This is a genomic window from Pseudomonas sp. F-14 TE3482, assembly GCF_053629455.1.
The window spans coordinates 4,294,113-4,306,777 of record NZ_JBRJII010000001.1 but is presented as its reverse complement, the minus strand read 5'-3'; the positions used below and the strand labels follow the sequence as shown (position 1 = coordinate 4,306,777).

Annotated in this window: 11 protein-coding genes and 1 pseudogene; 5 read left to right on the top strand and 7 right to left on the bottom strand. The window is 52.2% G+C overall.

All coding sequences use genetic code 11. The features are described from left to right. Positions 1-59 precede the first annotated feature (59 nt). Complete coding sequence (locus tag AB7M26_RS19455) at positions 60-920, top strand: LysR family transcriptional regulator (protein WP_123494929.1); 861 nt, start codon at positions 60-62, stop codon at positions 918-920. Positions 921-1,139: 219 nt separating this feature from the next. Continuing rightward, positions 1,140-2,273, top strand: a complete 1,134-nt coding sequence (locus AB7M26_RS19450) for an aminotransferase class V-fold PLP-dependent enzyme (RefSeq protein ID WP_123494930.1) — start codon at positions 1,140-1,142, stop codon at positions 2,271-2,273. 869 nt (positions 2,274-3,142) lie between these two features. Here the strand turns inward: AB7M26_RS19450 and AB7M26_RS19445 are convergent. Further along, complete coding sequence (locus AB7M26_RS19445; protein WP_185022075.1) at positions 3,143-4,510, bottom strand: tetratricopeptide repeat protein; 1,368 nt, start codon at positions 4,508-4,510, stop codon at positions 3,143-3,145. 366 nt (positions 4,511-4,876) lie between these two features. Further along, on the bottom strand, positions 4,877-5,197 hold the full coding sequence (locus AB7M26_RS19440; protein WP_185022077.1) for a hypothetical protein: 321 nt from the start codon (positions 5,195-5,197) through the stop codon (positions 4,877-4,879). A gap of 244 nt (positions 5,198-5,441) precedes the next feature. On the opposite strand from AB7M26_RS19440, the pseudogene AB7M26_RS19435 reads away from it, so the two are divergent. Next, positions 5,442-6,879 (top strand): annotated as a pseudogene (locus tag AB7M26_RS19435) (IS1182 family transposase). Positions 6,880-7,430: 551 nt separating this feature from the next. On the opposite strand, the gene AB7M26_RS19430 reads toward AB7M26_RS19435, so the two are convergent. Beyond that, positions 7,431-8,198: a sulfite exporter TauE/SafE family protein gene (locus AB7M26_RS19430; protein WP_123494932.1), complete on the bottom strand. Its 768-nt coding sequence runs from the start codon at positions 8,196-8,198 to the stop codon at positions 7,431-7,433. Positions 8,199-8,468: 270 nt separating this feature from the next. Further along, positions 8,469-9,323: a hypothetical protein gene (locus AB7M26_RS19425; protein WP_259698666.1), complete on the bottom strand. Its 855-nt coding sequence runs from the start codon at positions 9,321-9,323 to the stop codon at positions 8,469-8,471. 143 nt (positions 9,324-9,466) lie between these two features. Between AB7M26_RS19425 and AB7M26_RS19420 the strand changes: the two genes are divergently transcribed. Next, positions 9,467-10,336, top strand: a complete 870-nt coding sequence (locus AB7M26_RS19420; protein ID WP_123494933.1) for a LysR family transcriptional regulator — start codon at positions 9,467-9,469, stop codon at positions 10,334-10,336. 86 nt (positions 10,337-10,422) lie between these two features. Then, positions 10,423-10,602, top strand: coding sequence for a hypothetical protein (locus AB7M26_RS19415; protein ID WP_259698667.1), 180 nt, complete (start codon positions 10,423-10,425; stop codon positions 10,600-10,602). A gap of 359 nt (positions 10,603-10,961) precedes the next feature. Here the strand turns inward: AB7M26_RS19415 and AB7M26_RS19410 are convergent, their stop codons facing one another. The 3 genes from AB7M26_RS19410 to AB7M26_RS19400 all read right to left on the bottom strand — a co-directional run bounded on the left by AB7M26_RS19410 (position 10,962) and on the right by AB7M26_RS19400 (position 12,622). Then, positions 10,962-11,627: a hypothetical protein gene (locus AB7M26_RS19410; RefSeq protein ID WP_429385786.1), complete on the bottom strand. Its 666-nt coding sequence runs from the start codon at positions 11,625-11,627 to the stop codon at positions 10,962-10,964. A 150-nt stretch (positions 11,628-11,777) separates the two neighbouring features. Next, a complete protein-coding gene (locus tag AB7M26_RS19405; RefSeq protein WP_123494935.1) occupies positions 11,778-12,347 on the bottom strand; it encodes a hypothetical protein in 570 nt (189 codons plus the stop codon). A gap of 38 nt (positions 12,348-12,385) precedes the next feature. After that, positions 12,386-12,622 carry a MerR family DNA-binding protein gene (locus AB7M26_RS19400; RefSeq protein ID WP_429385784.1) on the bottom strand — a complete coding sequence of 79 codons (237 nt, stop codon included), beginning with the start codon at positions 12,620-12,622 and terminating at the stop codon, positions 12,386-12,388. Between the last annotated feature and the right edge of the window lie 43 nt (positions 12,623-12,665).

Below are 12,665 nucleotides of genomic sequence, written 5' to 3'. Positions count from 1 at the left end.
AAATGACAGAAATGATTTAATTTCGTAAGTTTTATTAATATTCGTCATGAGTTGACTTAATGGACTTCGACCCAGCTCTATTGCGTGCTTTTGTCGCGATCAAGGAGACCGGTAGTTTCACTCGTGCCGCAGAGCGGCTGCACTTGAGCCAGTCAGCGATCAGTCATCAGATCCGGCGTTTGGAAGAACAGGCCGGTACCGCGCTGCTGATACGCACCACTCGACGTTTGACGCTGACAGAAGATGGCGAAGATTTTCTGCGCCATGCCGAACAAATCCTCAGAGCACAAGACGCCCTCTCCCGGCGTTTCGAAGCGTCGCCGGTATCCGGGGCCGTGCGTTTCGGTGTGCCAGAAAACTTTATCGGCGACGGCCTGCCACCGTTACTGACTCGGTTCGCCAGACAATTTCCCGCCGTACGTCTGGATGTAACCGTCGGCACCTACCTCGATCTGCGCGCGCAGGTCGATGCCGATGGGCTCGATCTGGCCGTGGTCATGGCATTGCCGGGCAGCCAGGCCGGCGGTGCCGTGCTGCGCGAAACCCGGTTTGTCTGGGCCGCTGCGCATAGTTTCGACTTTACCGGCGATGCCCCTTTGCCGCTGGCGTTTGCACCAGCGCCCTGCTTGCACCGCCAGGTGGCCGTAGAAGCGTTGGAGAGTTCCACCGTGGATTGGCGGGTCGCCTTTACCTCTCCAAGTCAACAAGGACTGCGGGCGGCGGTACTGGCGGGGCTTGCCGTCACCGCTCTACCGCTGGGCGACCTAGAGCCCGGTATGGTGGTGATTGACGGTCAATATGGCCTGCCACCGCTGCTGGATGCTGATTTCAGACTTATATGGAGTGTCACGGGAAAGACGCCCGCGGCCAATGCATTTGGACAACTGCTGGTGGAGATGTCTGAGTCGCCATTGATCTAGAACAAGCGGACTGCCATTGGCATTCCAGGATAAGTGCCCTGTTGATTGCGAATGGTTTCTTTGGATCATTTCCGGCCGGTCGTGACAGGCAGCGATCGGCCCAGAGTGTGTAAAAACCCGCTCGACAAAAGTCGCAATTCAATCCCGAGCAATCTTGTCATTTGCCAAGGCTTAGGGCAGGGTCGATACCACTGAGATCTCTGCCAAAGGAGTCACCCCATGTCAAAGCTATATCCCAGTATCGATCCCGAGGGGCTGCTCGAGTACTCAGTGGTCTACACCGACCGCTCGCTCAACCACATGTCGCAGTCATTTCAAGGCGTGATGAAGAACATTTCCAGGACCCTGAAACAGGTCTACAACGCCCAGGCTGTTGCGGTGGTCCCGGGCAGCGGCACATTCGGCATGGAAGCGGTGGCGCGACAGTTTGCCACTGACCAGCAATGCCTGGTGATACGCAACGGCTGGTTCAGTTATCGCTGGAGCCAGATCCTTGAGATGGGCGACATCCCGGCGGCCACCATGGTGCTGAAAGCCCGACCGGTCGACACTGGTCGCCAGGCTGCCTACGCCCCACCCCCTCTGGACGAAGTGCTGGCAGCCATTCACGCGCAGAAGCCGCAGATTGTCTTCGCCCCCCACGTTGAAACCTCATCAGGGATTATCCTGCCCGACGAGTACCTGCGGGCCGTTGGCGACGCCGTGCATGCGGTGGGTGGCCTGTTCGTGCTGGACTGCATCGCCTCAGGCACGCTTTGGGTTGATATGCAGAAATGCGCAGTCGACCTGCTGATCAGCGCACCGCAGAAAGGCTGGAGCGCCTCCCCTTGCTGCGCCCTGGTGATGCTCAGTTCTTTGGCCCTCGAGCGCATCGAACAGACGCATAGCAGCAGCTTCGCCTGCGACCTGAAAAAGTGGCTTCAGATCATGCAGGCCTACGAACAGGGCGGACATGCCTACCATGCGACCATGCCCAGCGATTCCCTCGCACGATTTAACGACGTGATGAAAGAGACGCAAGCCTACGGTTTCGACAAAGTCCGCGGCGAACAACAGGCTCTGGGCGATCGGGTGCGCGCAATGTTGACCGGCAAAGGCATCAAAAGCGTGGCCGCAGCCGGCTTTCAGGCCCCTGGCGTAGTGGTGAGCTACACCGACGATGCCGACATCAAGAGCGGTAAGAAATTTGCCAACCATGGCCTACAGATCGCCGCCGGAGTGCCGTTGCAATGCGACGAGCCGGCCGACTTCCAGACCTTCCGCATCGGTCTGTTCGGACTCGAAAAACTGCACAATATCGAGCGCACGGTCAGCACCCTCGAGCAGGCACTGGACGAGGTGATGGCTAACTAAGCCCTCATCTTGCCCGCAGCACATACCGAACTTGTGAATTCTGGGAAGGCATCCAGCCCTGGGCACTGCTGGCCGATGGCGCTGATCTTCGACGAATATGACGCTGGTCGCCCGGACGTCATGTTAAAACCATAAGGGAAAGCCCGTGCACGCGTCTTACTGACACGTGCGTCCTTCAGCGCTATCAGAAAAGGTTTCCAACGAAGCCTTTCACGGGGCGGATGATTGGCGGCTGTATGACTTGAATCGACCCAAAGCGGCCCTTTGGGAAAAGAAAAAACAAGCAAAGCCAGATGTGTTTTTTTTGCTTGGAAAGCATGACGTATTACGTCCTATGGTTTCAACTTCAATAGGCTGTCCAAGGGTTAATACGAAACCACGTGAACACTCCTTCGAGTGCATGCTGTTCACACAGCAGCCTGGCTTTGGATTCGAGAGTGGGGATAATTGAAAATGCGTCTGAAGGGAACTGCGTTGTGTCAGCTTTGCGAGCCAGAGCAAGGACAAACCAGCAACAGTTCGCAAAGTAGAATGGACTGTCTTGCTTTTCCGTGAGCTCAAGCGCGCTTACGAGGGCAGCATAAGCTTCGTCCGGTTTCAGCCTCGTTACGATCTCCTCTCTGGCATTAGTCAAACACCATTCGTCCTTTTCGGAGCGAGCCAGATCATTTACTAGCCAATCTTCAAATTCGCTTACGGCGTTCAATCGATATGTCCTCGTTTGTCTTTCTGCGTTCGATAGTAAGCCGGATCGCCGCTACGATGCGCAACACTGTGAGCTGGTCCACCGAGAGAGTCTATTTTGTGAGTGACCGGTTTTGGCCGTTTTCTGCCTGTCGTGACTGGCGCAAAACGACCCATAGCAGTCATCAGTAAGCGTCGTCCTGTAGTAGACGGTATCCCGCAGGCAGCGACTGTAATTGGCCAGCGCGCATTTTCCAGGCGCGGTTGATCGGGCTCTCAGGCTTTAATGCAAGGCGCTCGGCAACCAGTGCCTCGGCAAGTGCGCGGTTGCCAAGGCGAATAGCTGCTTCGGTCAGCGTCCATGAGAAGATATCACGCTGCGCGTGACTACCGCCGAAGCGGTTAGCTTTGGCGCGTAGCGGCATCAACGAAGCTATAGCTTGGGAGTAATCCCCACGACCAAACGCCACCAACCCTTCGCACGCTGGCACACCAATCTCTCTACTCATCATGGCTTTGGTACCACTGCCAGCAGCGGCCCGCTTCAGGGCATCCAACTGCTGAGCTTGTGCGCGACTGTTTCCAGTACCCACGAATGACATCATCGCGTTCACGTCGTTAAAGGCGTAGAAGCCGTCTTCACAACGGGACTCCCATTTTTTGGCCAGTCCTTTCCACCGATCTCCAACGTCATGACCGAGCAGGGAGAGTCTCCAGAGCAGCGCTGATCCATCAAGTAGCTCAAGCGCTTGACCAAATCCACCCGCTGAAATGTCCTCATCAAAGAGACGAAGCGCGCCAGCCACGTCATTTGCCTCAAGGAGGAATAGCGCTTTGTGCCACCACAAATGGAAGGCAAACATGCTATTGGGAGCCCAAGCATTGGCGCTGGATGAAAGGTACTTAGCCCCCTCTTCGCTACGGCCCTGCATTTCCATGACATGAGTGACGGCATGCACTGCCCAACCATCCTGCGGGTTCAAGGCAACAGCCTCGCGCCCCTGCTCTTCGGCCTGCCGATAATCCCCTGCCTCTTCCAGGCCAAAGGCATACATCCCTTTCACAAAGCCAAAGCCAGGAATCTGGTTATCCCAGCGCGGCATCACACGAGCCACGCGATCACGTAGCATGTGCGAGTAACCTAGATAGAAGTCGCCCAAATGGGCGAATTGCAATGCCAGCAGATCGCGGGGGTGCTCGATCGAAACACGCCCCCAGATTTCGATTGCCCGCTCCCAGTCGCCGTCGAACCAAGCGCGTAGTGCATGGATATGCTGCCGCTCGCGATCATTCGCTTTCGGTGCCAACTGCTCTGCCACGTCCAAGCTCTTGAACAGCTCTGAGTCAAACGCTTTGTCGGTCGCAGTCGCAATCGCGCCAGCACGAAAGGCGTAGGCCAGCGCAAAATCCGGGTGCTCCGCGATAATTTTGTCAGCCGCAGCCAGAGGATCGGCCTGGTAGGCATGCAGCAAGTCGCAAGCTCTATCCAGAGCATCGATTGCCTCCTGCGAGCCATAGGAAACAGGATTGCCACGCTTGTCGCGTTTGCTCATGGTTTCCTCCTGACCACGCCCTGAGGGCATAAATGATCGAGATGTGAAGATCGCTCTCGATTGTCTCCCCGAATTTGGCTCAGAGACACTTTTCCGACGAAACGTGAATGGCTGCTTCTGGCCGATTCTGTTGAAAAAGTCGGCTTCGGTTTCCACGGCAGAAAGTACGCGCCTGAGATTGAAATCTGTGTTTTGCGCAGAAGGTTCAGGACTCGGATTTCACGTAGCAGCGTGCAAAAGAGGTGTTTTCACCCATCAATATTCGAGCGTTTTGGGCAAACCGACTTTTTCAACAGAATCGGCCGTTTTCTGCCTGTCGCCTAATCGCGCTGACTACGCCGTTTCACGCGGCGCCCGAGCAACCGATCAATCATCGCCATCGCACTTGATCTCTTTCTTGTACTCATCTCGCTTGGCTTCAATCTTGACCTTGCAGCCGTGCTCCCGGAATTCGTCATTCCACTCGCCGCGACGCCAACTGGCGCCGCGGCCATTCGGGCATTTGATCTCTTCCTTGTATTCATCGTCTTTGGATTCGATCTTTACCTTGCATGGCCCATCCCTGTATTCGTCCTTCCACTCGCCACCCTCGCGTCCGCCTCGCCAGTGATCCGCTGACGCTGGTGTCAACATGACTGAGCTAATTGCAGCCACCACCCACATACCAAGCATGGGTCTCACGCTCATCTCACCACCTCTGCAATAAAAGACACTACGCGGGCAAGCTTTCCCATAGCCCACCGTATCAGCGGGGTGGGTTTTGTAACAAGCGAGATTGTACAAGGTGTCGACCGAACATCGCTCTAGAGACGATGACGGGGGTTGTTTAGATCGAAACGGCTTTTCATGACAGGCAGCAGTCGAGCAGACCGGGTGAAAACGCCAGTGTTTGTCTAATCTTTTGATCGTCTAGATCGTATCGAGGGCGATCATGAAGCGATTTATTGAAGGTGAGGCTCGGACGCAAGTGACGCTGCTGCCAGAGTGCCTGGACGATTACGTAACCGAAGAAAATCCAGTCCGAGTGGTCGACGTTTTCGTCGATGAACTCGACTTGGGGGCACTTGGGTTTGAGGGCGTCGATCCTGCTGCAACGGGTCGTCCGGCCTATCATCCAGCGGTCTTGCTAAAGATCTATATCTACGGCTATCTCAATCGGATTCAGTCCAGCCGCCGGCTTGAGCGTGAGGCCGAGCGCAACGTCGAGTTGATGTGGCTAACGGGGCGTTTGGCCCCGGACTTCAAAACCATTGCCGACTTTCGCAAAGACAACGGCAAAGCCATTCGCAGCGTATGCCGCCAGTTCGTAGTGCTTTGCCGCAACCTCAATCTCTTCTCCCAATCGATCATCGCCATCGACGGCAGCAAATTCAAAGCCGTCAATAATCGCGACCGCAACTTCACTCAGAGCAAGGTGAAGGCACGCATGCAGCAGATCGAGCAGAGCATTGATCGCTATCTGGCGGCGATGGATTCGGCGGATCGGGCAACGCCCGAAGTGGCCGAGGCCAAAGCAGAGCGGCTTAAAGAAAAGATAGAAACACTGAAAAAGCAGATGCAGACACTCAAGGACATCGAGGCGCAACTCCACGAAAGTCCAGACCAGCAGATCTCCCTCACAGACCCAGATGCACGCTCAATGGCTACGAGCGTCCGAGGCACCGGAACGGTTGGCTACAACCGTACAAACAGCTGTCGACGACAGACACCATCTGATCGTTGCCCATGAGGTGACCAACGTTGGTAATGATCGTGGGCAACTGAGCAATATGGCGAACCAAGCGCGTGAAGAAATCGAGGCTGAATCGCTAACGGTGGTGGCCGACCGAGGCTATTACAAAGGTCTGGAAATCCTTGCTTGCGAGCAAGCCGGCATCACTACCTTCGTACCGAACCCCCTCACATCTGGTAGCAAAGCCGAAGGCCGATTTGGTAAGCAGGACTTCATCTATCTTGCGGCGTCGGACGAGTATCGATGCCCTGCGGGGGAGTTACTGACCCGGCGGCATTCGTCGATGGAAGACGGCATGTTATTGCATTGTTGCTACTTCTCGGGCTGCCAGTCCTGCTCAATGCAAAAGCAATGTACGACGGGTAAGGAGCGCCGTGTGAAGCGCTGGGAACATGAGGCTGTAGTCGACGCGATGCAGGTTCGGCTAGAACATGACCCCGGGAAGATGAAGGTTCGCCGCCAGACTGTTGAACATCCTTTCGGAACGCTCAAGTACTGGATGGGAAGTACCCACTTCCTGACCAAAACCCTGCCGAGGGTGAGCACTGAGATGAGCCTTCATGTGCTCGCCTACAACCTCAAACGAATGATGAGCATCTTCGGCATCGTAGGACTGCTTGAGGCGATCAGGGCGTGAACCAAGCCGCTTGGCCGTTCGTGAGCGACTGTTTGGGTCGCTGACGCGGCCCAAACGGCAATACGAACGCCTATGCAACTGATCAAGGAAATTCGCGCTTCCGTCCGCTGATTCCACTGGTACCATCGCGACTTTCAGTTTTCGACGTATTTAGTGCGTTTTCACACAGCCTGGACCCAAAGCTGACGCTCGCCAAGGGCTGAATTTAGCCCAAAAAAGCAGCCATTTGCGACTTACACGCCTTAGCGAAAAGCAACCACGTAGTATCAATCGGAAAACCACAACCTCAGAACTTTCCCACACATCGCCGGGCTTGGCCTTCGCAAGCCCACTCGCTAACCTCCCTTCGTCGTCATCCAGCAACTTGAATTGCTCCACCATAAAATCAATCAGCATCCACATCGACGGCAGCATCCCACGCGTACTCGCAAATACGGCGTAGATCATTTCAGTCCTCGGCGCCCAGTCAGACAAAACCTTGTTTTTTGGAAGTATGGGAGATTACTCAAAGCAAGTGGCTGGCCCGCAGGGACAAAAGCTTAAGCTTATCCCTACGAAAATAGCGATAACCCCATTCTGCCTATCAAAAATAAAAGCAGAACCAGGAAAAATATCCTGATAAAGCCGCTTCCGTAACGGAGTGCCAAGAAAACACCGGTGAGAGAACCTGCCATATTGCACAGAGCAACTACACCGCCGACAGCCCATAAGACGTTGCCAGACGGAATAAAAAACATAAGCGCTGCGCTAAACGTACCCAAATTAACCAGTTTTGCAGAGGCTGATGCGTTTAAAAAATCGAAGCCAAAGAATTTGACAAATATAAAAAGCAGAAGGCTGCCGCTACCAGGTCCAAAGACACCATCATAGAAACCAATGAGCCCCCCAAAAAAAACCCCTAATATAATCTCCTTCGAGCCGAAGTGTTTATTAGAATCCACCAAGCCTAATTTTTTTTCCGTAAACGTATAAATGGCCATGGCTATCAGGATGAGAAAAACAACAAGCTCCATCAGTTTTTTTGGCACGATAGATACTGAGAAGGCACCAAGAAAGGAAAATACAAATGCGGAAAGCATGGTGGGAAGCATCAACTTCCACATGATTTTTATTCGCTTTACATAGCTGGATATGGAAGATAAATTGCCCGCCAAAACAGCCAGTTTATTAGTCCCAAAAACAGTAGCCAGGCTTTGCTGAGGGAAGGCATGTAAAAGTGCCGGCAGTTGTACAAGCCCGCCTCCACCCACTGCAGCATCTATCAAGCCGCCGCAAAAGGCAAAAAAGCCTAGCGCGAGCAAAGCTTGTTCAAAATACATATGATGGATCCTTTCGGAATCTAAATTGCCCACAAAAGACCATGACACACCTCTTCGTTTGAGTTCTACATTTTTCGAAATATACCGATTAGCCTACGGCTTGATTGAAGAAAGATAATCGATATATTCCCCGGACTATAGAACCTGGCCCTATGAAATCAGGGCGTGGTGCATAGCCGCAAAAGCGCTTCCTACTCTGTCATTGTATTTGAGCATAATTCCTTTAAGCTTTCCCAACTTGAAAGATATATCAGCTGTTCGACCAAATGCTTATGCCGCAGCTAAAGCATGCAAGCCATGCTTGTTTTCCACTTCACCAGAATGCCCCATCACATATCCTTTAGCGTTACGCAAACTCTGAGCGTTCGTTCTCAGAGAAGGGTTGAGGGTGAGTAACTTGTCCTCTATGTGTTGTGCAATGAAGTTGTACTCCCGACCATTCCAAAGCTCTGAAGCGATAGAAACCATCATCGCCTCCATGATTGACTCTTTATGCTCGACTGAATTCAAAGCGGCCTTATGTTCTGCTACGCCGATGTTGTATAGAAATTCTGAAAATTCGTTACATTCGCGTATTTTATAATTATCTTCAACCCAGGCTGTGGCGCCAAACGCTGCGGTCATGTAGCCGTACATACCATCGTGGCCTGGATGGCCAAGCCCAAAATCATCCTTCGCGACTTCATGCATATGCGCCATGACGTGGTGATAGCCAACTAGTTTTTCGGCAGGCACAGAGATCACATCTGCTGATAGCCGCATGATAATTTTAGCCGAGACCAAGCTGGTAGTTTTATGGGTTTCATTCCACCCATTAAAAAACCTCAGAACAGTCGAGTCTACCGTTGGTTTTTCCAGAAGAGCTCGAAAGGCATTTTCACTATGGAACTGAGCTTCTTGCGTAATCGGATGATTAAGCACCTCAAACATCGCATCCTGAAGTTCGGCTATTTGCGTGATCTGCGCTAATATAGGCTGCCTCCGGTCATTTTCAAATATAGCTCGGCCGGGAATTTTTAAATTCCGCATGTGCTTTGGTAGCGCATCAATAAAAATTTCACCAAGCTCTTGCATAGACTTGTACTCAAATGTCTCGTAACGAATTTGCGGCGATGCCGAGTTCATGATTTGCCTCTCTCCATAAAGACCGATCGGATTGTTAGTTAAAATGCACTGCACGGAATCAGAATCTAAAAAATTAAACCAGTTGAACACTTGCAACAAGTGACTTATAGTGATGTCACTATTCACTTTTGGTGAGCAATGACATGGAGTTGTCTCAGTTAAAGATTTTCAAAACAGTGGCCGATCAAGGAAGCATTATCCGCGCCTCTGAACTGTTGCACTGTGTTCCGTCAAACATCACAAACAGAATCAAGCTTTTAGAGAGAGAGCTCGGGGTCTCGTTATTTATAAGGAAAGGCAGGGGGCTTGTAATCAGCCCTTCCGGGCGGTTGTTTCTTGGCTACGTTAACAAGATCCTGTCTTTGTGTGACGAATCACAAAGAGCCCTCGATCCTGCCGCAGCACCATCGGGAAACTTGAAAATTGGCGCTATAGAGTCATCCGCCACAGGCAGGTTGCCCAAGCTGTTGTCAAAGTTCCATCAGCTCTATCCTTCTGTGCAAATGCAGTTTAGTACGGGGGATTGGTCGCAATTATCAAACGATGTGGTCAGCCATGAACTGGATGGAGCAATCATCGCTGTCAGGCCTGAGCATCCGGATCTTGAAAGCATTGAGATTTACAAGGAGGAGCTAGTATTGATCGCCTCTCCGGTTGCGGGGCGGATAGATGAGCCGCAAGATTTGAGTGGCACCGATATATTCATGTGGCCTGAAGGATGCCCTTACAGGAAAACGTTGGTCAGTTGGCTGGAGAGGCATGAAGTATCAAGCCCCATAACAAGCATAGCCAGTTATGGCACCATCCTTGGCTGCGTAAGTTCCGGGGCAGGCGTGTCGTTAGTTCCTAAAGGTGTGTTTGAACAGTTCAAGCGAATCGGAAGTATAAGTGAATATATGTTTGAAGATTTACTACCTGTGCAAAATTATTTCATATCGAACAAAAACGTTGGATTTCATCGTGCAAAAGATAAGTTTGCCGAGCTACTGAAAGAAGAGTTTAAACACCTGTGATTCAAGCATGATCCATGCCTATATCCGTTACGTAAAACTCTGAAAAAGTATGAGAGCGGGCCTTCATTACTGAAAAGGAGGCTTTCATGCTCAGTAGTTCTTTTTTTTACTCAGCGCCCTACGATCCTTTGCTCCTTCATCCTCAAGGTTGGGATATGCAACTGGTGAAGGGAGCCATTGAAAAGGTAGAAACAGCGGGTCAGGCGTCCCTGCGTGAACTGGGGAAGAGTCTAGTATTTACACCGCCGCAATCGAAGACGATCTAGGATGTTGGGAATCCAGTCATCACGGCCAGATCTGGTCGTTTCGTTTGTGCCAGGCAGGTGAACCACTGCCTGAACACTGGTGACATCAAACGCTCGATGATCTAGTCACCTCTTCGAATTTTTCTGGGCTTCGCTCGAAATTTACCTTATTACGATTGCTACCCGGTTTTCCGTCGAGCACTGGTCTTTTTATGCAAGGTCTTGAACGCCCCTGGACTCTTGATGGATAAGCACCCTTGATCAACTGTCGAACGACCGCTTCTGGCCGATTTCTGTCTATCGCGACTGACCGAAACCCACAACCCAAAGATGTCGTTGGCGGAAGGTACTGGCGGTTTTCCACCATCCGGATATCCAGGCTACCTGGACGTATTGCAATTACCTTGATAAGGCACGATGCGGTCAGCGGCATCGAAGTCGAAAATAGAGCGCCAGGGCTCGACGTCTGTATAGGTGACCAGTTTGCCCATATTAATTGGATCGGCTCGGCTAGGACCAGCGCCAATAAGGGCTTGATCATCAGTGGTGCTGGGGTCGCTGTCGCGATCAAAGAGCAAAAATACCAGCGAACTCTCGCCCTTGTATGCTTCGGCCCTAGGGCGTTGCATCCGATATATCGACGCCTTTTTTCCTTCTTCCGCAAACTTCGGAATGACCTTCTTTGGATTGCCGTGCGGGAAAACAGTATTTCCATTTACATATGCTTGGCGCAATTGATCAGTGCCGTCGTAATCGAACGAGATATTCCACCGCCAAATGTAGTAATGGCATAAATCAATATCGTAGATATATTTCTCGACACTAGAGTCATCCTTTTTGACCTTTAGCGTTGCGCGCCCCTCTTCCACGAAAATTTTCCGGACATTCTCGCGAGAAGATCCCAGTGGTGTTTTCGATCTGATCAGAGATGACATGTCATCGAGCGTTTCCGCTGACTCAAAGGAGAATGTTGATTCAGCGCTGGCCACCCTCACTCCACATAAAACAAGAAACAGCGCGAAACTGGCAGCATGAATTTTCCTCATGGCAACTCCGACATGCATATAGCAGAAAAAAATGACAAAAAAAGGATAGATTCATTTCTAACTTTGTGTCTGCTTCTGGCCGATTAAGCCCTTCGCGATAGGTAGTAATCCGTTGAATCCACAGCCAAAAGCGGGCATTCGGTTCCAACTTTATACCCCGAGCGACAATGCACCGCAGTACATCAGAGTGGCGCACACAATCATCTGGGCGACCATGAATCCCAAAGCAGCTCCTAGAAAACCAACACCTGCGACGATCCACGGCAAGCTTGCTTTTACGCGGAACCTCAAGAGCCAAGCCGACACGCCTGCGCCAACCAACATGCCGGGCACGGAGAATACATGTCCAAGCGCAATCAACCCCTCGGTGCGCTCCAGGCTGGACATGATTTTCATGTAGATCAATAGAGTAGCTACCGCTGCGGCTGTCGTTCCGGACAGAAACAACGCGGGTGCTCGCAGGATCAAACCCGGTACTAGCGCCGCCACCGGGACTCCGACGAGGTACCAAATGCCTGTGTACAGCGGATCGGCCCCCATGCTTGTGTAAAGGAGAACGGGAGTGATCAGCAGGATTGAATAGGTAAGATCATCTCTACGGCGGACTGTCATTCCTATCCTCGCTTTCAGCATCGTGCTTGCTGGAATAGCGTAGATTAGGGGAACGCTCTTGTACTGTGAGTCTGCTAGGAGTCGATCCAAGCCATCAGGCTTCTGCATGAACGGACCGCTTTACGGTGAGCCCCTTTGAGCAGGAGCTAAACATTCTCCTTAGCCTCAAGCACGCGGTAATGGTCAATCTTGACTTGCAGTGCAACAACGGCCGCTTGCATGGCAACAACTTCGGCCTGTACATCCTGTAAATGGCTTTCCAGCATCTGGCGGCGTTCGGCAACCGTTGAATCCCCGGTGCTGCGCAGCTTGGCGAATGCTTGCATTTTGCCGATGGTCATGTGAGTGGTGCGTAAACGCAGCAGAAACTCCAGCCACGCCATATCAGTCGGCGCATAAAGCCGTTGTCCGCCGGCCGCACGGGCG